Source organism: Microvirga puerhi (assembly GCF_020089865.1).
Taxonomy (GTDB): Bacteria; Pseudomonadota; Alphaproteobacteria; order Rhizobiales; family Beijerinckiaceae; genus Microvirga; species Microvirga puerhi.
Genome location: NZ_JAIRBM010000010.1, coordinates 157,074 through 175,745 on the forward strand (window position 1 = coordinate 157,074; position 18,672 = coordinate 175,745).

19 protein-coding genes are annotated in these 18,672 nt (G+C 58.0%); 7 read left to right on the plus strand and 12 right to left on the minus strand.

What is annotated here, in order from left to right:
* Positions 1–133 precede the first annotated feature (133 nt).
* The 7 genes from K9B37_RS14960 to K9B37_RS14990 form a co-directional block, all read right to left on the minus strand.
* Positions 134–1,510 carry a site-specific integrase gene (locus tag K9B37_RS14960; protein ID WP_224314106.1) on the minus strand — a complete coding sequence of 459 codons (1,377 nt, stop codon included), beginning with the start codon at positions 1,508–1,510 and terminating at the stop codon, positions 134–136.
* A 253-nt stretch (positions 1,511–1,763) separates the two neighbouring features.
* Positions 1,764–2,726, minus strand: coding sequence for a catechol 2,3-dioxygenase (locus K9B37_RS14965; RefSeq protein ID WP_224314108.1), 963 nt, complete (start codon positions 2,724–2,726; stop codon positions 1,764–1,766).
* Positions 2,727–2,731: 5 nt separating this feature from the next.
* A complete protein-coding gene (locus tag K9B37_RS14970) occupies positions 2,732–3,574 on the minus strand; it encodes an NAD(P)-dependent oxidoreductase (protein ID WP_224314110.1) in 843 nt (280 codons plus the stop codon).
* A 33-nt stretch (positions 3,575–3,607) separates the two neighbouring features.
* On the minus strand, positions 3,608–4,300 hold the full coding sequence (locus K9B37_RS14975) for a 4-carboxy-4-hydroxy-2-oxoadipate aldolase/oxaloacetate decarboxylase (protein ID WP_224314111.1): 693 nt from the start codon (positions 4,298–4,300) through the stop codon (positions 3,608–3,610).
* The gene (locus K9B37_RS14980) at positions 4,297–5,019 is read right to left on the minus strand and encodes a PIG-L deacetylase family protein (RefSeq protein ID WP_224314114.1); all 723 of its coding nucleotides are present in this window, start codon (positions 5,017–5,019) and stop codon (positions 4,297–4,299) included. The genes K9B37_RS14975 and K9B37_RS14980 overlap by 4 nt, the downstream gene beginning before the upstream one ends.
* A gap of 41 nt (positions 5,020–5,060) precedes the next feature.
* Entirely contained in the window at positions 5,061–6,149 is a 1,089-nt protein-coding gene (locus tag K9B37_RS14985; protein WP_224314116.1) for a 4-oxalomesaconate tautomerase, read from the minus strand.
* A 116-nt stretch (positions 6,150–6,265) separates the two neighbouring features.
* The gene (locus tag K9B37_RS14990; protein ID WP_224314118.1) at positions 6,266–7,204 is read right to left on the minus strand and encodes a LysR family transcriptional regulator; all 939 of its coding nucleotides are present in this window, start codon (positions 7,202–7,204) and stop codon (positions 6,266–6,268) included.
* 478 nt (positions 7,205–7,682) lie between these two features.
* Between K9B37_RS14990 and K9B37_RS14995 the strand changes: the two genes are divergently transcribed.
* The 5 genes from K9B37_RS14995 to K9B37_RS15015 all read left to right on the plus strand — a co-directional run bounded on the left by K9B37_RS14995 (position 7,683) and on the right by K9B37_RS15015 (position 12,350).
* Positions 7,683–8,858, plus strand: a complete 1,176-nt coding sequence (locus K9B37_RS14995) for an ABC transporter substrate-binding protein (protein WP_224314120.1) — start codon at positions 7,683–7,685, stop codon at positions 8,856–8,858.
* 63 nt (positions 8,859–8,921) lie between these two features.
* Complete coding sequence (locus tag K9B37_RS15000; RefSeq protein ID WP_224314121.1) at positions 8,922–9,776, plus strand: branched-chain amino acid ABC transporter permease; 855 nt, start codon at positions 8,922–8,924, stop codon at positions 9,774–9,776.
* A 19-nt stretch (positions 9,777–9,795) separates the two neighbouring features.
* Positions 9,796–10,833, plus strand: coding sequence for a branched-chain amino acid ABC transporter permease (locus K9B37_RS15005; protein ID WP_224314123.1), 1,038 nt, complete (start codon positions 9,796–9,798; stop codon positions 10,831–10,833).
* A 1-nt stretch (position 10,834) separates the two neighbouring features.
* Complete coding sequence (locus tag K9B37_RS15010; RefSeq protein ID WP_224314125.1) at positions 10,835–11,587, plus strand: ABC transporter ATP-binding protein; 753 nt, start codon at positions 10,835–10,837, stop codon at positions 11,585–11,587.
* Positions 11,580–12,350, plus strand: coding sequence for an ABC transporter ATP-binding protein (locus K9B37_RS15015; protein WP_224314127.1), 771 nt, complete (start codon positions 11,580–11,582; stop codon positions 12,348–12,350). The genes K9B37_RS15010 and K9B37_RS15015 overlap by 8 nt, the downstream gene beginning before the upstream one ends.
* A gap of 114 nt (positions 12,351–12,464) precedes the next feature.
* Here K9B37_RS15015 and K9B37_RS15020 read toward each other — a convergent pair whose 3' ends face one another.
* Together K9B37_RS15020 and K9B37_RS15025 are read right to left on the minus strand one after the other, a co-directional pair.
* Complete coding sequence (locus tag K9B37_RS15020) at positions 12,465–13,514, minus strand: alpha/beta fold hydrolase (protein WP_224314128.1); 1,050 nt, start codon at positions 13,512–13,514, stop codon at positions 12,465–12,467.
* A 524-nt stretch (positions 13,515–14,038) separates the two neighbouring features.
* Entirely contained in the window at positions 14,039–14,308 is a 270-nt protein-coding gene (locus tag K9B37_RS15025) for a hypothetical protein (protein WP_224314130.1), read from the minus strand.
* Positions 14,309–15,037: 729 nt separating this feature from the next.
* Between K9B37_RS15025 and K9B37_RS15030 the strand changes: the two genes are divergently transcribed.
* The gene (locus K9B37_RS15030) at positions 15,038–15,382 is read left to right on the plus strand and encodes a BA14K family protein (protein WP_224314132.1); all 345 of its coding nucleotides are present in this window, start codon (positions 15,038–15,040) and stop codon (positions 15,380–15,382) included.
* A gap of 162 nt (positions 15,383–15,544) precedes the next feature.
* Here K9B37_RS15030 and K9B37_RS15035 read toward each other — a convergent pair whose 3' ends face one another.
* The 3 genes from K9B37_RS15035 to denD are packed head-to-tail and all read right to left on the minus strand — an operon-like array spanning position 15,545 to position 18,075.
* Positions 15,545–16,303 carry an SDR family oxidoreductase gene (locus K9B37_RS15035; RefSeq protein WP_224314134.1) on the minus strand — a complete coding sequence of 253 codons (759 nt, stop codon included), beginning with the start codon at positions 16,301–16,303 and terminating at the stop codon, positions 15,545–15,547.
* A 23-nt stretch (positions 16,304–16,326) separates the two neighbouring features.
* Positions 16,327–17,073, minus strand: a complete 747-nt coding sequence (locus K9B37_RS15040; RefSeq protein WP_224314136.1) for an SDR family NAD(P)-dependent oxidoreductase — start codon at positions 17,071–17,073, stop codon at positions 16,327–16,329.
* An 18-nt stretch (positions 17,074–17,091) separates the two neighbouring features.
* Positions 17,092–18,075, minus strand: a complete 984-nt coding sequence (denD, locus tag K9B37_RS15045) for a D-erythronate dehydrogenase (protein ID WP_224314138.1) — start codon at positions 18,073–18,075, stop codon at positions 17,092–17,094.
* A gap of 407 nt (positions 18,076–18,482) precedes the next feature.
* On the opposite strand from denD, the gene K9B37_RS15050 reads away from it, so the two are divergent.
* The coding region (locus K9B37_RS15050; protein ID WP_224314140.1) for an ATP-binding cassette domain-containing protein at positions 18,483–18,672 on the plus strand (190 nt) is incomplete at its 3' end.

Below are 18,672 nucleotides of genomic sequence, written 5' to 3' on the forward strand. Positions count from 1 at the left end.
CTGTGTCGACGGCCGCTCGCGAGGCAGGTGGCTCAATCCTCGGATCTGCGTAAGGATACTAGCGACAGTTCAAGCACGGCAGGCAAACCTGTAGTTCCGGACAGGGAGGCGATTCAACCGTTGGCTTTATCCATCAGGTTTGCGTTTTGCTTATCGGAATGACATTCCGGTCGTGGCGATCGGATTTCTCAGACATGGCAGCCGACAGCGTTTGTCCGATCGCATTTGCAGCGCGGCGTAGCGGGTCAGCATCAAAATGGCTGTAGCGGTTCGTCGTCTTCACATCTGCGTGGCCGAGCAAGCGCCCGACAATTGTAAGCCCCATACCGCCCGCTGCTCCATGGCTCGCATAGGTATGGCGAAGGTCATGCAGCCGGACGCCGTCCAGTTTCGCCGCACGGGTCACGAGCGCCCATGGCCTTTTCAGATCGGCACGCGGCCGGTCCAGTTTCTCCCCAGCGATCACGAAAGGGCATGCGTCAAGACGAGGAACGCTCGCGAGTACCTCTAGGGCGGGGGCACCGAGAACCACCGTTTTCGCACCGGTCTTCGAATCCGGCAGAAATAGAAACCCGCGCTCCATATCGACATGTGACCATCGGAGCGACAGGATTTCGCCGAGACGGCATCCCGTCAGGATGAGAAGGCGGATCGCAGCAGTGGCATGCGGCCCGATGACAGTACGGCGATGTTCGGCCTGTTTCGGAAGATGCTTTGCACCCGGCCGGTCCAGTCTCACGTCCCACTCAAGCCCGACCGTCTCGGCATCGCGAAGGGCCGCGCCCAAGAGATCCAACTCCTCGGTGTTCAGGAATCGGGCTCCTTGCCTGTCCGCGTACTTGGCCACCCCGTGGGTGGGGTTGTCGGCACGCATCCCCTGCTGGATCGCGAAGCTGAAAATGCCACCCAACAGGCGGACGGTACGTGTGGCCGTCCCGTTCCCGCCCGTTACGATAGCCCGGCCGTGCTTCTTCGTCTTCACGTCAACGGCCGTCTTGCCGCTCGCAACATCCCGCAGGAACCGCTCGATATCGCCGCGCGTGACCTCTCGGACGAGCTTCTTCCCGAGAAGCGGCTTGATGTGCCGCGCGATCCGGCCACGATCGGAAACCAGCGTCGAGGCCTTTTTGGGCGTTCCCCGCTTGCCGATCAGGTGTCCCTTTTCGGCCTCTTCAAGATAAAGGTCGCATAATTCGGCAACAGTTTTCGCGGCCTTCGCCTGCGCCTTTTCGTTGGCTGGGTCGTGCCCGGCATGAACCTTCGCGAGGATGTCCCTAGCCAGCTCCCGCGCCTGTTCTGGCGTCAGTGCTCCCACCTTGCCGAGCGTCACCCGCTTCTTGGCCGTGCTCCTGCCACCCGCGCCCGGCCTGTATTCGACGATCCACGTCATGACACCGGACGGCATCACCTTGAGCCCGAAGCCCTTTACGTCGGCGTCGAACCAGAAGGTGACCTTTTCCGCCGGGCGTATGCCGTCCAGCGCGCGCTTGGTGAGCCTGATCGTTGGCATTTCCTGTCACTGCCTCCGCGTCTCGAATAGCCACCAGGTAGCCACGGGCGAGACATTATCGGAAACCTTCAGCAATCACAAGAAACTTAAAATCAATTAATTCAAGGCTTTAGACTCATCGAGAAGCGTCGAGAAATCGCAGAAAATCTGCGACCATTGCCCTCCGAAGGCAAAGGTCACACGTTCGAATCGTGTCGGGTGCGCCATTTCGGCGATTGACGAACTGAAATAGCGGATCAGATTACCTTGCCGACTAGGCCACTTCCTCGATTGGAGGTGTTCCATAGGTGTGGAAGGATTCGACGGTCTTCATGCCCCAGGCCTGACCTTTTTTGCGCTCTTCTTCCGTCCAGACGATCGTCTTCCAATCAGGAGCGAGGACGAGACGGGCGCCGGCATTACAGACTTCGACGCGGTTGCCGCCCGGTTCATAGACGTAGAGAAAGAACGTCTGCTGCACGGCATGCTTGTGGGGACCGGACTCGATGGGGACCCCAGCCTCGAGGAAGATATCGGCGGCGCGCAACACCTCTTCGCGACTATCAACTGCGTAAGTCAGGTGATGGAAGCGACCCTTTGCGCCGGTATGATCGCGCGTAAAGGCGAAATCATAGCTCTTGTTGGTCACAGTCATCCACATGCCGGCCTCAGTACCGTCGTTCATGACGATCTGCTCGGTGAGGCGACAGCCGAGGTACTCCTCGAAGAAGATGCGGTTCGCCTTGATATCCGAGGCAAGGCAGTTCAGGTGATCGAGGCGGCGCACATTGATGCCGCGAGCTGGGAAGCGCTGTGCCTGGTTCTTCAGGGCGGGCTTGAGCGCGAGAGGGGGCTGATACCATTCCGTCTCGAAGTAGAGCTCAAGGACGTGCCCGTCGGGATCGTGACAGAGAAAGGCCGGTCCATGGCCGAGATCCCCATCCGTCCAGCCGATATCGTAGCCTGAGCCCTTCAATGCCGCAACGCGGCGCTCAAGCGCCTGCGGGCTGCGTGTCCTGAAGGCCATGTGCCGCATGCCGGGCTTCTTCGAAGCGGTGAGCTTGAGGGTATGCCGCTCGTAATCGTCCCAGCCGCGCAGATACACTGAATCACCTTGGCGCCCGCTTTCGGTCATGCCTAAGACGTCGATGAAGAAGCGAAGGCTTTCCTCCGGTTTGGGAGTCAGCAGCTCAAGATGGCCCAGATGGGCGAGGTCGAGCATGGGTTCAGATTGCACTGTTCTTATCCCTCCTTGACGGTGTCATAAGGCTCGTCGCTTCCTTGGGCGAAACTCTCGTGCCGGTCAGCAATCGCGTTGGCAAGTGAGCCGTCGAGCCTCATCTCAGTCATCATGCGGCTGGCCTCGCGCATTTCTGCTGCGCGACGGATGCCGTGTCGACGCACGCGGGACATCATGATCTTCGCCATGTTTTCCCATTCCATACCGGGATAGGAGGCCTTCAAACTTGCCAGGACAGCAGGCATGACGTCAGCCTTCTGTGAGGCGAGGGTAAAGTCTACCATCAGCGCTTCCATGCCTTTAATGACGATGCTGCGGCAAAGTTTGGTGGCCGAGGCTGTTCCGATCTCGATGCTGACAGGTGTGACCTTCATGCCGAGGGCATTCAACCGACTCGAGATTTCTTCAGCTCTCTTCCCACCGCTGAGGATTGGTACTGCGATGCCGGGATCGCTCACGGGTGCCATGACAGCGAACTCGACGAAGTCGGCATCGGCCCGGCTCACGGACGCATCAACTTCGCTTTTGGTTGCGGGGGATACCGAATTGAGATCGACATAGATTTGACCTGCCTTCAGAAAGGGCGCTGCCTGTTTTGCGACAGCAACGGCAGCATCGGCAGTGACGGCGGAGATGACGATATCAGCTCTCTCGCAAGCCTCACCAATGCTGGCGGCTGCGTAAATATCGTTCTCCTGTGCTTGCTGCCGCAGCCCTGGGCCTCGTCGTGCATCGTCGAACAAGATATCGTAGACTGAGATCCACACATCCGGCTTTACCGCGAGAGAATGCGAGAAGAGCTGCCCTACTTCGCCGTAGCCGATGAATGCAATCCGAAGTCCCATGGATCCCTGCCGCGCATCAAGGCTGACCGTAGGTCAGCCCTCTTCCTTGTATTCGACGTAGATGAGGCCGGCTTTCGCCAGCGGCTCACGCATCTTGTAGAGGTCAAGACCAAGAATGCCGGAAGCAAGCATGTCCCGCTTTGAGCCCTCGTTGGCGACACGCGCTTCACCGGCAATTGCCACGGCCTCCGCATCCCGACGGGGAACGACAACGATGCCGTCATCGTCAGCAACGATCACATCGCCCGGCTTCACTAGCGCGCCCGCGCACACAACCGGGACATTGACCGAACCGAGTGTCGCCTTCACCGTACCCTTGGCCGAGACAGCACGAGACCAGACGGGAAAACTCATTTCGGCGAGTGTCTTCACATCGCGCACCCCGGCATCGATCACGAGGCCGACCACACCGTGCGCCTTGAGGGACGTGGCCAAGAGATCCCCGAACATGCCATCGGTGTTGTCCGTCGTCACGCCGACGACCAGGACGTCGCCGGGTCGGCATTGTTCAACCGCCACATGAATCATCCAATTGTCGCCAGGTTGCGCCAGGACTGTCACGGCACTGCCGGCCACCTGGGCCCCTGCCCAGATCGGCCGCATATAGGGCTTCATCAGGCCGGTACGCCCCATCGCTTCGTGGGTCGTGGCGGTGCCGAGTTCGGCAAGGCGCTCGACGACGTGCTGGTCCGTGCGCGGCGTGTTGGTGACGACGACGGGCCTCATGCCAGTTCCTCTACAACTTGCGGGAAGATGCGCTGATAGGCTTCGCCATATGTCATGGCGCGTCCAGAATTGCGGCCGCCCTGCATCCCACGGTTCAAGGCCACGCGGGTGTAGTATTCCCAGAGATGCTTCTGTGCAGCGAGAATCTCGAAAGCCTTCCGTTTCGTCTCCCAAACCTCGTCGATGTTGAGAATGATGTTCGGCTTGTAATTGCACTGCTCGGGCTGATGCGGCTCGAATAGAAAGACGGGCGGTGCACTATAGGCGAGATCCGGGTTGGGCTTGTGTCCTGCGGCCTGGGCGATGATCCGAGCTTCTTGTGCAAAGCGCGTCGCTTCCGGATGATCGACGTTGTAGGGGTCCTCCAAGGAGTGCGTGAGCACGAAGGAGGGCTTGAGTTCCCGGTAGATGTCGACGAGACGGTCGAGCATGGCGGGTGTCGTATGCAGCGGATAGTCTCCGGCATCGAAAAACTCGATCTCCGCGCCAAGGGATTCCGCGGCGCGCTCGGCTTCCTCTCGCCGCTGCGCTTTAACATCCGACAGGGCCACATCGCCCTTCTTCCAGGCCCATTGACTCTCGCCGCGCTCGCCGAACGAGAGGCAGACGATTTTCATGCGGTATCCGTTGCGGACATGTAACGCGATGGCACCGCCCGCGCGCCAAACGAAGTCACCTGGATGCGCAGTGACGACAAGTCCATTTTTTCCAATGCTCATAATGGTCTCGAGAAAGTCCTAGGGAGGCAATGTCATGAGGATCAAGCGGCGTCTCGGCTCTCTTCGAGAAGCTGTGACAGCGCCTCGTGCGCGAAGGCATGACCCTCGAACAATAGACGAGCCGTTCTCAGCAGGCCCGCTCGTTCCACGACGGGGTTTTCTTCTGTTCCGCCAACCTCGATCATGACGCTGAACTCGCCGGTCGGATGTTCCACGGACAAAGTTTTCTCGCGTCCAAGCGGGATCTTTGCGACTCGGGCAGCGGGCGAGCCAGGCAGCACGCAAGCGGTCGCGACGGTAACGGCCGCAAAAACCCCGATGGAGGCGTGACATTCATGCGGAATGAAACTGCGGGTGCATACATGCCCCCCGGCAGCAGGCGGTGCCACCAGGGCCATCTTGGGCACGACCTTGGACGAGGCATCGCCGAGGCCCATAAGCTTTCCAGCTTCGAGCCGGATTTCTTCTAGGCGCGCCTTCAGTTCAACATCCCTGTCGAGGACGTCACGCGACTCGTAGCCGGTGTATCCGACCGCGGCAGCTTCGAGAACGACGACAGGCATGCCGTTGTCGATTAGCGTCACATCCACGCCGGCGACATGATCGACATTGTTGCCTGTCGGAAGGAGTGAGCCACAGACGGAACCGGCGGCATCGAGGAAATCGATGGCGATAGGAGCCGCTGTTCCCGGTACACCGTCGATGCGGGCAGTGCCGCCATAGGCCACACGGCCGTTGGGCGTTTGGACCTTCAGCTCCGCGATGGTGCCTGTATTCACGGTATGCACGCGCACACAGGTCATAGGATGCCCTGCCTTCACGAGCCCGCGCTCGATGGCGAAGGGTCCCACGCCAGCAAGGATGTTGCCACAGTTGGGCGTGACATCCACCTTCGGCTTGTCGACGACCACCTGACCGAAAATGAAATCGACATCACAATCGAGACGCTTCGACTTTGAGACGATCGCGATCTTGCTCGTGAGCGGGTGGGCTCCGCCGATACCGTCGATTTGGCGCGGGTCGGGCGATCCCATGATCGATAGAATCAGTACATCGCGACATGCCGGATCGGACGGGAGATCGTCGGCAAGAAAGTAGGCTCCCTTGGACGTGCCGCCTCGCAGGATCATGCAGGGGATATGCGGTTGAATGGTCCTTCTCCCGCCAAAGGTGGATGGGATCCTCAACGTGCATCAGCGGGATGCATGCAACAAATGGATTATTTGTCACTTTCCATGAATTTAATTCATGAGCGCCCGGATCTTCTGACGGCTACCTCAGGTCCAGATGCGTTTCCTCCCGCAAATGTTTGAACGATGATCTTACGGAGTTCGTCGGCGAGAGGAGACAAAGGTACGCCGCGTCTCGACACAATCCCAAGCTGGCGCGTAATGCTCGGGTTCTTCAGGGCAATAAGCTTGAGTCCGCGCTCGTCGAAGGTATCGAGCGACAGGCGGGGAACGACGGTCAGTGCGACACCGGCTCGTACCAGGGCAATCGCCGTCTGAATGTGCTGGGCCTCGAAACGCCATTGCAGCGATTCACGGCGGCTGCCTAGCGCGTCGTCGATGATGATGCGATTGCCCGCACGCGAGCTGATTCTGATCAGCGGCTCCTCGGTCAAGTCCGACCAGCTCAAGGAGGCTTCGAAAGCGAGGGGATGGTTTTCCGGGCACACCAGGACAAAGGAATCCTTGATCAGCAGCTCGATATCGAAATCCCACCGGTGCGCAGCCACCATGGTGATGCCAAATTCCACGGCGCCAGCCTGGACCAGTTCGGCGATCTCGGTGGCCGAATTGTCGTAGATCCGGACGAAGATGTCAGGATGCTGTTCCTGGAAGCGCTGCAAAACACGGGGCAGGCGGCCCGAGGCAACGGTAGGGAGACAGCCAATGGCGAGTGTCTCCTGGCGGCTGCGTCCCTCGCGACGGAGCTCATCGAGAGAGACGGATAGGTTCTCAATAGTTTCTTTCACCTTGGGCAAGAGGTGGATGCCCGCCTGTGTCAGCGATACCTCGCGTGTCGTCCGCGAGAGAAGTTTGACACCAAGATCCTCTTCCAGCTTGCGAATGCGGTGGCTCAGAGCCGTCTGAGAGAGGTTCAGGTGCGCGGCAGCATGTTGGAAGCTGCCCCGTTCCGCAATGGCGACAAAGGCATGAAGACCCAGGAAATCGATGCGCATTCAAAACTCCTAGAGGACTTGCCTGCCTCAAGCGCGAGGTTGCTCCGGTTCCTTGGAAGATGAGATATATTCATGAATTGTGCAAAATAAACCATTTGCTTCACATTTCATTTGCTGGCGTCCTAACGGGAACGTCACCCGGCCATGGATCGGGGAGGATCAAGAGAGGGTTGGGGAATGCCTGAAGTCCTGTCCAAAGCGTCGAGTGGCCCGGTCATCACGAGCCGTGGCACTTTGTTCGACGCAGCAGCGATGGGTCTTTCTGTAGCTGCATCTCCCGCGAAATGACGCGGCGGGGCTCGTAAAGCGCACCGGAATGTATTGCGCAAGATCCGCTCGCCGTGAGCACATCTCGACGATGCGAGAACTTAGCCGAGAACGGATCTCGGCCACATTATACGCATGCAAGTCCGGATTTTCACCAGAAATGCATCGGCACCAGATGAAGGCAGGCAGTGCCAGAAGGGAAGGAAGAAAGATGCTACGTCGAACCGTTCTAAGTGCCGTAGGTGCTGCGGCATTCACGATGGCGCTCGGGGGAGCTGCAGTGGCCCAGGAGACTCTGAAGATCGGGCTGATCCTGCCGATGACAGGGCCCTTTGCCTCCAATGGTCGGCAGATCGAGACGGCTGCAAAGCTCTATATGCAGCAGCATGGCGATACGGTTGCGGGCAAGAAGATCGAGTTGATAGTCAAGGACGACGCCAGCGTCGCCGATGTGGCCAAGCGCATCGCCCAGGAGCTGATCGTCAAGGACAAGATCGTCGTCATGGCCGGCTTCGGCAACACCCCACTGGCTTTGGCTCCGGCGCCGCTCGCCACGCAGGCCAAGGTGCCAGCCGTTGTCATGGCTGCCGCGACGTCGAGCGTCACCGATGCCTCGCCCTTCATTGTACGAAGCGGCTTTACTCAGCCACAGGTCAACGTCCCCATGGCGGAGTGGGCTGCCCAGAATGGGATCAAGAAGGTCGTTACTCTCGTGTCTGATTATGGCCCAGGCATCGACGCGGAGAAAGCTTTCTCGGGTACTTTCACAACCAAGGGCGGCCAAGTGGAGAATCTTCGGGTTCCTCTTGCCAATCCCGACTTCTCGCCATTTCTTCAGAAAGTTGCCGATGCAAAGCCCGATGCCCTGTTCGCCTTCGTGCCTTCCGGCGTTGGCGCTCAGTTCATGAAGCAGTTCGTAGAGCGCGGTCTCGACAAGTCCGGCATCAGGCTCATCGGCCCAGGCGATGTGACCGATGACGAACTGCTCAACAGCATCGGTGACGTCGCCATCGGCACGATCACGACAATGCACTACTCTGCCGCGCATGACAGCCCAGAGAACAAGCTGTTCGTGGAAGGCTTCAAGAAGGCCGCGAACGGGCTGCGTCCAAATTTCATGGCAGTGGGCGGATATGATGGCATGCACCTCATCTATGAGGGTCTGAAGAAGACCAACGGAGCTGGTGGCCAAGCTTTGCTCGATGCCATGAAGGGAATGAGCTGGGTGAGTCCACGTGGTCCGGTGGCGATCGATCCTGAAACCCGGGATCCGATTCAGAACGTTTATGTTCGCAAAGTCGAGCGGGTGAATGGCGAACTCTACAATGTAGAATTCGCCACCATCCCCAATGTGAAGGATCCGACCAAGGCGACCAAATCCAACTGAATTCGGCGTAACGAGGAAGCGCTGTCCCTCAGGCAGCGCTTCCTCGTCATTTTGGAGACAACAGTGCTGACTATTCTTTTTGACGGCGTTGCCTATGGGATGCTACTGTTCGTTCTGGCATGCGGTCTTGCCGTGACGCTCGGATTGATGAATTTCGTCAATCTGGCCCATGGCGCCTTCGCGATGGCGGGAGGCTATGTCACAGCGGTCCTCATGAATCGCTACGGCATTCCTTTCCTTCTGACGCTTCCATTCGCTTTTCTTGTTCCTAGCCTGACTGGGCTTGTCCTGGAGCGCACCCTCTACAAGCGGCTCTACACGCGAAGCCATCTCGACCAGGTGTTGTTCTCCATCGGCCTAGTCTTTATGGCTATTGCAGCCATCGACTATTCCATGGGCTCTCAGCAGCAATTGATCCAGTTGCCCACCTGGCTGCTGGGTCGCGCCGACGTTCTTGGAATCCAAATCGGTCGCTACCGCAGTTTCATCATCGCGGTGTGCGGGATCCTTGTCGTTGTTCTGCAGTTTATTCTGACGAAGACTCGCTTTGGGAGTCGTCTGAGAGCAGCTGTCGACGACCGGCGCGTCGCCTGCGGGCTTGGCATCAATGTCAGTATGATCTTTGCCGTCACCTTTGCCGTTGGCTCCGGCCTTGCCGGTTTGGGGGGAGCCCTCGGAGCAGAAATCTTGGGCCTCGATCCAACGTTTCCACTCAAGTTCATGATCTACTTCCTCATTGTCGCCACCGTCGGCGGCACGACGAGTATCACAGGCCCGTTCCTCGCCTCTCTGCTTCTCGGCATCGCCGATGTCGCCGGAAAATACTACGTACCGAGCTTCGGCGCCTTCGTCATTTACACACTTATGATCGTCGTTCTGGTCTTGCGCCCGCAAGGACTCTTCGCCCGCGCGCGATAACCTCAAGGGAAATGTTTCGATGAAGTCTCATACGGAAGACGACGTCAGAAGGGTTTTGACACGCCGCGGGCGGTGGGGGTTCAGCGAAATTGCATTCTGGCTTGTGGCCGTAGCTACTTTGGTGTTCATGCCGGACCGCCATCTCATCCTGAACGAGATTGCCATCATCGCTCTCTTTGCACTCTCTCTCGATCTGATCCTGGGCTATGCGGGAATTGTGTCGCTGGGCCATGCCGCTTTCTTCGGCCTGGGAGCATATGTTGCCGGGATCCTGGCGCAGCAAGGAATTGGAAACCCTTTGATTGGGCTCGCGGCGGCGGCGCTCGCTGCAGCTATCCTTGGTCTCGCGACCAGCTTTCTCGTTCTGCGCGGCTCCGATCTGACCAAGCTCATGGTGGCTCTCGGTGTGGCGCTGATTCTCGGCGAGGTCGCCAACCGAATGGCGTGGCTGACGGGTGGCGCGGATGGCCTTCAGGGCGTCAACGTAAGTCCATTGTTGGGCTTGTTCGAGTTCGACATGTTCGGAACGACGGCTTATGCCTATAGTCTGACCGTACTGTTCGTTCTCTTCGTCCTCGCTCGAAGGGTCATGGCCTCGCCTTATGGTCTTTCTTTGCGCTCGATCCGCGACAATCCCTTGCGAGCCCGAGCCATTGGCATCCCTGTCAATCGACGTCTTGTTGTGATTTATACTCTCGCGGCGGCTTATGCAGGAAGCGCCGGTGCCTTGCTGGCCCAAACCATCCAATTCGTTTCGCTCGATGTTCTCGCCTTCCATCGGTCGGCCGACGTCATGCTTGTGTTGGTGATCGGCGGAGCAGGGTACCTTTACGGCGGGATCATTGGGGCTGTTGTTTTCAAAATTCTGCAAGACTATCTGTCGGATCTGACGCCTCAATACTGGCTCTTCTGGATTGGGCTCATTCTCGTTCTTCTCGTTCTGATGGATCGCGAGCGGATGGTGTCCAAAGCGAGAACTCTCTGGAAGAGAACCGCGAATCGCTTGACGCACCGCGCTGAGCCTTTGGCCACAACGAGGACAGCCCGGGAGATCTGATATGGCGCCAGTTCTTGAGACAAGAGGCCTTGTGAAGCGCTTTGGCGGTCTTACTGCAACGAATGACGTGTCATTTCGGTTAGAGAGGGGCGGTCGGCATGCGCTGATTGGTCCGAACGGTGCCGGCAAGACCACCTTCATCAACTTGTTGACGGGCGTGCTCACGCCAACGTCCGGACAGATTCTATTGGAGGGCAAAGATGTCACTCACTCAAGGGCGGAATTGCGCGTTCGCCGCGGACTCGCCCGTACCTTCCAGATCAACCAGTTGTTTCCGGCAATGACACCGCTCGAGACCATTGGCCTCGCGGTGTCAGAACGTATGGGGGGAGGGCGCGACTGGTGGCGGGTTACTGGCAGCAAGCGCGAGATTGTAGACGAGATCGTGGATATCGCCCGGCGCTTCCATCTGATGGATATACTCGATGAGCGCACATCGAACTTGGCTTACGGTAAGCAGCGCCTGCTTGAGATCGCCGTGGCGTTCGCCTCCCGACCTAAAGTGCTCCTTCTGGACGAGCCGGCGGCTGGCGTGCCGGAGGCCGAGCGTCATGAACTGCTTGCTACTGTAGCTGCTTTGCCGCGGGATGTTTCGGTTCTCCTGATCGAGCACGATATGGATCTGGTTTTCAGCTTCGCCGATCGGATCTCAGTTCTCGTCAACGGTGCTCTCTTCACGGAAGGAACGGTCGAGGAGGTGTCCAACGATCCGAAAGTGAAAGCCGTATATCTGGGAGAAAGCGTCTATGAGTGACCTCTTGAGCCTCCGACAGGTCTCAGCGGGTTATGGCGACGCAATCGTCATCTCCAAGATCGATCTGAGTCTGAAGCCCGGTGAGTCTCTCGCCGTTCTCGGCCGCAACGGAACGGGCAAGACCACGCTTCTCAACACAATTATCGGAGTGACACGCCATCGAGGTGGGGCAATCACATTTGCCGGCCGGGATCTGTCCGGAATGCGTCCGGACAAGCGGGCACTCGCCGGTATCGGCTGGGTGCCGCAGGAGCGCAACATCTTCAAATCGCTGACGGTTGAAGAGAATATCACGGCTATTGCCTCTCCTGGACCCTGGACACTGGATCGCGTGTATAGGATGTTCCCACGGCTCAAGGAGCGCCGTTTCAATCTCGGGAATCAGCTTTCGGGCGGTGAGCAGCAGATGCTGGCGATCGCCCGTGCGCTCGTCCTGAATCCCAGGCTTCTGCTTCTCGATGAACCGACAGAAGGTCTGGCACCCATCATCATCGAGGAGCTTCTCGCGGCTTTGAGGAGCATCATTCGCGACGAAGGCTTGGCAGCCATCGTGGTGGAACAACATGCCCAGAAGATTCTAGGTCTCACGGAGAAAGCTATCATCCTTGATCGCGGAACGATTGTTCACGCAAGTTCAAGTCAAGCGCTTATCAAGGATTCATCGCCTCTTGATCAACATCTTGGGATAGCAGGCAAGAAGCCAGGAAACTCTCCTTTGCGGAATATCCGTTTGGCTGCGGTTGCGATCCATAAACAGTACTAAACGGATCTGTTCTGACCGATCTATTGCGTGATTGCGGATGAAACCCTCTGACAGGAGCCGCTTACCAGAGATAGGATGGTGCGCAGCCACCAGGGCCAGCTTGTCTTGACGAGATCAATAGTGATCTATGTCGACAATCGCATCGACGAATGCCCGTGGTGCTTCCTGGGGAAGGTTATGTCCAATGCCGCCGGTGATAGTCCGGTGCGCATACTTGCCTGAGAATTTGTCGGCATAGGACGAGGCATTCGGATGTGGAGCACCATTGGCGTCACCCTCCATCGTTATAGTCGGGATGCCGATGGTCGGGAAGCGAGCGAGTTGCATTTCAAGACTGTCGTACTTTGGATCGCCGGCCGCCAATCCGAGCCGCCAACGGTAGTTATGGACAACGATGCCGACGTGATCCGGATTATCGAAGGAGATGGCAGTACGATCAAAGATAGCGTCGTCGAAGTTCCATTTTGGTGAGGCGAGTCGCCAAATGAGCTTGGCAAAATCATGTCGATACTTGTCATAGCCGGCCCGACCGCGCTCCGTCGCGAAATAGAACTGATACCACCATTCGAGCTCTGCGTTGGGCGGCAGCGGCATTTTTCCCGCTTCTTGGCTGCCAATCAGATATCCACTTACCGAGACCATGGCCTTGCAGCGCTCCGGCCAAAGCACAGCGACGATGTTGGCCGTCCGTGCCCCCCAATCGAAGCCGGCAAACGTCGCCTTATCGATTTTGAGAGCATCCATCAGGGCAATGACATCGACGGCGAACGCTGAAGGTTGGCCATTCCGAAACGCAGCGCTCGAAAGAAAACGGGTCGTGCCGTAACCCCGCAGATAGGGAACGATCACTCGATAGCCGAACGATGCTAGCATTGGAGCGACGTCGACATAGCTGTGAATGTCGTAGGGCCAACCATGCAGAAGGATAACCGCAGAGCCACCGACAGGACCAACCTCTGCGTATCCGACGCTGAGAGCACCTGCATCGATCTGCTTCAGAGGGCCGAAAGAGGTACTTGTTCCCTGTTTCGCCGTTGACGGCGTGGATGAGATTCCAGTGCCAGATTGTGCTCCTACCGATCCGATCATGGCGAATTCGGCGGCAACGGTCATCGCAGCTGTATGCAAAAAGCGGCGACGATCACGATCAACTCTTTCAGACATCGCCTTCTCCCGAGGTGGGGCGTCGTTCGGAAGCAACTTCGATAAAGCTGGCGATTGAAGGCATATTGTGGGGAGTATGGATCCAGCCCAAGACCTTTAGGATTCGCAGGAAGGATACGCTTTCCAGCCAACGTCGCAAGCGAAGCCGCAGCATCGACTATTCGGACGCGTCCGAAATGCGTGGCATCTTGCTGTCGTCGTGCTGCGACGACCTGCCAGAGAATGGAGCCGCTTGATACAAGACGGGCGATACCCGTTCTTCCTGCCGAGTGAAGTCCATGATGTCACCGTCACGACAGGCGGCTATCTCATGCGTTAGCGCCAAGCTTTCGGCTCAAGCATCCATTTTCATCAGTCGCGGCGTTCGGCGCGAGCCTAAACAATTTCCCTCTGCCGACAGCTTAAAAATGCTATCTGAATCGCAACTGCGATCTTAAGGTCACGAGGCTCGGCTCGATGGAAGCGTAAGTCGTGTCGAAGTCTTTAGATCCCGACACGACTCTCTTTGAGGGCCCAGGCTGGCGCTATTCGTCCTGCTGCATTCCGGCTGAGCGGCTTCGCGCACGATATCGCCGCACTAGCGCATATCCTCCCGCCAGGAGAAGGAAGGGCAGGCCAGCGCCCGCCAACGGGCCAGGAGCTCCTTTGTTCTGGCCGGGAGCGTTGGGGTTGCCGCCAGGACCGCCTGCCCACGGCGGCGGTCCTGGATTGCCACCCGGGGCTGCCATCGCAGTTAACGAGCCCATGGCGCACGCGATCGTCGCGGCCATGAGCGTCTTGCGGACAATGTGCATCTAAGCCTCCTCAAGTTAACAGAGGCTCTTGTAACCCGAGGCGGAGCGTCATTTGAGGCCACTACTTCGGAAGGTGAAGCTCCTAGCCCGTCTGGGTCGCATAACTCTCCGCCCTAATGATCAAACCGTAACGACGTATCGCAAAATGCGGGAGACGAGAAAGTACAAGACGACCATGAAAAGGCATCGAGCGGCATTCTGCGACCTACACAGTGCAGGCAAAGTTGCTGCGTGGCAGGCTGATCAATAAGGCTCAACTGGAAACAGCAGCACTCTAAAGCCATTGATGGTTCGGGCGCGTCCGCCAGGTCCTTGAGAAGGGAAAGATCGATCATTCAGAGAAGGCTGATCTCAACCGTGCTCGGTATCGAGAGATTGGTCGTGCACGACAGGGGAGTCAGACACTGCAGCTCAGATCTTTGCACGACGTTTGAGCAAGCTTAAGCGATCAATGATTAGAGTATGTGCGAGGCCATACTAAAGCTTGGTATCGAAAAATGCCGAGGGCGCTCTTGGAGAACCTCTACAAGTCCCAGAGCGTGGTCGTCCTAGCTTGTCCTTACGTCCAACGCGATGAGGGCGAACATGCAATCTTGGCAGAGCGCTAGCTCGAAGAGCGAAAGAAGCTGCTCCCGGATTTGTGATGAGGCGAATCTCATTTCTTGCACCGTCTAGGTCCAAGCTGATCTGGGCTGGTGTTTAACCGCTTCGAAAAGGGAGAGAGACTCCATGAAGACGGTATACATGTTTGTACTCGCCTGCAGCATATCCGCCGGCGCGATCTTCCCGGCTTTTGCACAAGGCGAGAACCTTGACTGCAACCTTCCGGAAGATGCGATGACTGCCTACTGCAATCATCGGGATCTATATGGCAAGAACGGTCCGGGGATGGGAGCAGTCAATCCTTATGGGATAGATCCGGGAGCAACGGGTAGCGTCATGGCTACACCGGGACAGGCTGCCCCTATGGCCGATCAGTCCCGTGTCGCGGCCTGCTCAGCGCGCTATCGGACCTATGATCCTGCCTCGAATACCTTCATGGGGCGAGATGGTCGGCGGCATACCTGCCAATGACGTAAAACTTTCATCCCGATGCCAATGAGATTGGCCGGTCGCTGACCAGAAGCATCGCGCAAAGGCAGGCTTCTGATTGTGACCACGCGGCATCTCATCAGGAAAGCTATCGAGCCTGGCAGTGGATTTCCATCGCCAGGTTCGATGTCCTTTGAGGGCTTCTCATCCGCGTCCGATGAATGGCATCTTTGTCGCCATGACGGTGATCGTTTGGACATTTGCCGACAGGGGAAGACCGGCCATGTAGACCACCGCATCCGCAACATGCTTGGCATCGATCGTAGGCTCAGCGGCGATCGATCCGTTGGCCTGCAGGACGCCGCTGGTCATCCTGGCGGTCATGTCCGTTGCGGCGTTGCCGATATCGATCTGTCCGCAGGCAATATCGTAGGCGCGGCCGTCGAGCGATGTTGATTTTGTCAATCCGGCGATGGCATGCTTTGTGGCCGTGTAAGGGGCAGAATTGGGGCGAGGCACATGGGCCGAGACTGAACCGTTGTTGATAATACGGCCGCCGCGCGGTGTCTGGGCCTTCATCATCCGGAAAGCTTCCTGCGTACAAAGGAATGCGCCCGTCAGATTGGTGTCGACGACACTCTTCCACTGTCCAAAGGAAAGGTCTTCCAACGGGATCGGCGGTGCATTGATTCCCGCGTTGTTGACCAGAACATTGAGCCGGCCGAAACGCTCGCGGGTCGCGGCGAAGAGACGAGCCACCGACTCGGGATCAGCGACATCGGTCGGTACAGCAAGCACATCGGCTCCGGAACTTTTGAGCTCCTGAGCCACAATGTCGAGAGGCTCCTTTCTCCGACCAGCCAGCACAACATCGAACCCGACTTCAGCGAGTGCGCTGGCGATTGCTTTCCCGACTCCAGTTCCCGCGCCCGTAACGAGGGCAATCTTCTTCTGCTCGGCCATGGATGCTCCATTCTGGTGTATCGTCAGTAGGTTGCACGCCCGCCGGAGATATCGAACACGCCGCCTGTCGTGAAGGAGCATTCTTCGCTCGCGAGCCAGCAGATCAGTGATGTCACCTCCTCGATCTTGCCGAACCGCCCCATTGGGATTTTGGAAAGCATGAAGTCGATATGCTCCTGGGTCATCTGATCGAAGATCGGTGTGTGCACCGCAGCGGGCGTGATGCAATTCACGGTGATGCCGCTCTTCGCCAATTCCTTGCCGAGAGATTTTGTAAGTCCGATGACTGCTGCTTTCGATGCGCTGTAGGCAGAAGCGTTCGGGTTACCCTCTTTTCCGGCAATGGATGCGACATTGACGATCCTGCCGTATCCGCCCTTCAGCATTTCCGGAATGACGGCGCGGTTGCAATAGAACAGCCCGTTGAGATTGACGTCGATCACCCGCTTCCACGCCGCGATCGGATAGTCCCATGCGATTGTATTCGGGCCTGTGATGCCAGCACTCGTGATGAGGATATCAACGCCGCCAAGGACTGAGACCGTGTCCAGGAGAGCTCGATCGACCGCTGCCGGATCGGTGATGTCGACGGGTATAGCAGCTGCGAAAGGGCCTTTCGTACTTTGTGCCGCTTTCAGCGCATCGGCATCGGAGTCCCATAGCGCGACCTCTGCACCTTCGGCAGATAGCCGGGCGCAAACGCCGAGCCCGATGCCGGAGGCTCCGCCCGTGACAATCGCCTTCCGACCTTCGAAACGCTCGCCGCTCATGGTGATTCCTCTAGATATTCAGTTCGCGATCGCCCCATCGAGTTCGTCCTCGATGTGGATGCGAATGATCTCCTCGAAGCTGCTCTCTGCCTTGAAGCCGAGGCTCCGCGCTCGAGACGCATCGAAGTTGCGCGGCCAGCCTTCGACAATCTGCATGATAGTCGGATCGGGATCTCGGCGGATCCGCGCGACCATTTTGTCGCCGGCGATCCGTCGCAGGGCCTCGATCTGTTCGGCCACCGTAACGGAGACGCCCGGCATGGTGAGATTGCGCCGGTTTCCGAGCCGCGCTCCATCGAGATTCGCAGCATGGATGAGAAAATTCACGGCCGAGCGGGGCGAGGCATGGGTATGCCGCACATTGTCCGGCACGGGTAGCACTGCCTCTTGGCCGTTCAACGGTTCGCGGATAATGCCGGAGAAGAATCCTGAGGCAGCCTTGTTGGGCTTTCCAGGCCGCACGCAGATCGTGGGCAAGCGAATGCCGACGCCGTCGAAGATGCCGCGCCGCGTGTAATCTGCAAGCAGCAGCTCGCCGATCGCTTTCTGCGTGCCATAGCTTGTTAGGGGCGTAAGGAAGAATTCGTCGTCAATCGCGTCAGGGAAGGGGGCGCCAAAGACCGCGATAGAAGAGGTGAAGACGACACGCGGCCGATAGTTGTCGCCGACGGCGCGGATTGCCTCGAACAATTCGCGGGTACCGTCGAGATTGATTCGATAGCCTTTGTCGAAATCCGCCTCGGCCTCGCCGGAGACAATTGCCGCGAGATGGAAGATGAGGGGTGGCTGGCGGGCGACCAGCTTTTCAGCTTCGCCTGGAACGGCGAAGTCGGAGGTGGAGGCCACAATAGGAAACGGGGCGTCTCGAGGAACGGGAGGCGCAACAACATCATGCAGCGTGAGATGGGATATACCTCGCCCTCCAAGCTGTCTCTCTCGCGCCAGTCGCTCGGTGAGCTTGCGGCCGACCATGCCAGCCGCACCAAGGATGAGAACTTCCATCAGCACGCATTCCCCTGTGTTCTATCCAGTCTGACCGGGGTGTTGGGCCTTGGCAATAAGTGACGCGATGCAGACCAAAGTCTAATGTCCGGTTTAACGAAGTGGCATGCATCGAGAGAGCGAGGTTTTTACCGTGGCCGTTGTTTCCACTGAAGAAAATGGCCTCCCGTTCTTCTCCTCGGATGTGCTCGGTGCGCAGCTTGATCTTCAAACGATCCTGCTGGAATAATACTATTAATCATATCCGGAAGCTCGCATCAGACGAGCGGGTCCAAAGTGGGGCTGGGAGGAACGCATGGTTCAGGGCCGTGAGACGGCATTGCTATGCCGGCTGCCCGCCATGGGCACGAGTCAGTTGATTGGTTCAGCAACGCACTTCCTCTTCGTCCAAACAGAGCAGGTGTCCCATGGCTTCGGTTGAGATTCGAGACGTTAGAAAGGCTTATGGCGCAACCCAGGTTCTGCATGGAGTGTCTGTTGACATTGCGGATGGCGAGTTTGTGATCCTGGTGGGTCCGTCGGGGTGCGGAAAGTCGACGCTGCTGCGGATGGTGGCAGGGCTGGAGAACATCACCGGCGGCGAAATCCGCATCGGTC

Excerpts from the sequence above, each read along its gene's own strand:
- K9B37_RS14960 (WP_224314106.1), bottom strand. The coding sequence starts at position 1,510 with ATGCCAACGATCAGGCTCACCAAGCGCGCGCTGGACGGCATACGCCCG.
- K9B37_RS14970 (WP_224314110.1), bottom strand. The coding sequence starts at position 3,574 with ATGGGACTTCGGATTGCATTCATCGGCTACGGCGAAGTAGGGCAGCTC.
- K9B37_RS14975 (WP_224314111.1), bottom strand. The coding sequence starts at position 4,300 with ATGAGGCCCGTCGTCGTCACCAACACGCCGCGCACGGACCAGCACGTC.
- K9B37_RS14980 (WP_224314114.1), bottom strand. The coding sequence starts at position 5,019 with ATGAGCATTGGAAAAAATGGACTTGTCGTCACTGCGCATCCAGGTGAC.
- K9B37_RS14985 (WP_224314116.1), bottom strand. The coding sequence starts at position 6,149 with ATGATCCTGCGAGGCGGCACGTCCAAGGGAGCCTACTTTCTTGCCGAC.
- K9B37_RS14990 (WP_224314118.1), bottom strand. The coding sequence starts at position 7,204 with ATGCGCATCGATTTCCTGGGTCTTCATGCCTTTGTCGCCATTGCGGAA.
- K9B37_RS14995 (WP_224314120.1), top strand. The coding sequence starts at position 7,683 with ATGCTACGTCGAACCGTTCTAAGTGCCGTAGGTGCTGCGGCATTCACG.
- K9B37_RS15005 (WP_224314123.1), top strand. The coding sequence starts at position 9,796 with ATGAAGTCTCATACGGAAGACGACGTCAGAAGGGTTTTGACACGCCGC.
- K9B37_RS15010 (WP_224314125.1), top strand. The coding sequence starts at position 10,835 with ATGGCGCCAGTTCTTGAGACAAGAGGCCTTGTGAAGCGCTTTGGCGGT.
- K9B37_RS15015 (WP_224314127.1), top strand. The coding sequence starts at position 11,580 with ATGAGTGACCTCTTGAGCCTCCGACAGGTCTCAGCGGGTTATGGCGAC.
- K9B37_RS15020 (WP_224314128.1), bottom strand. The coding sequence starts at position 13,514 with ATGTCTGAAAGAGTTGATCGTGATCGTCGCCGCTTTTTGCATACAGCT.
- K9B37_RS15025 (WP_224314130.1), bottom strand. The coding sequence starts at position 14,308 with ATGCACATTGTCCGCAAGACGCTCATGGCCGCGACGATCGCGTGCGCC.
- K9B37_RS15030 (WP_224314132.1), top strand. The coding sequence starts at position 15,038 with ATGAAGACGGTATACATGTTTGTACTCGCCTGCAGCATATCCGCCGGC.
- K9B37_RS15035 (WP_224314134.1), bottom strand. The coding sequence starts at position 16,303 with ATGGCCGAGCAGAAGAAGATTGCCCTCGTTACGGGCGCGGGAACTGGA.
- K9B37_RS15040 (WP_224314136.1), bottom strand. The coding sequence starts at position 17,073 with ATGAGCGGCGAGCGTTTCGAAGGTCGGAAGGCGATTGTCACGGGCGGA.
- denD (WP_224314138.1), bottom strand. The coding sequence starts at position 18,075 with ATGGAAGTTCTCATCCTTGGTGCGGCTGGCATGGTCGGCCGCAAGCTC.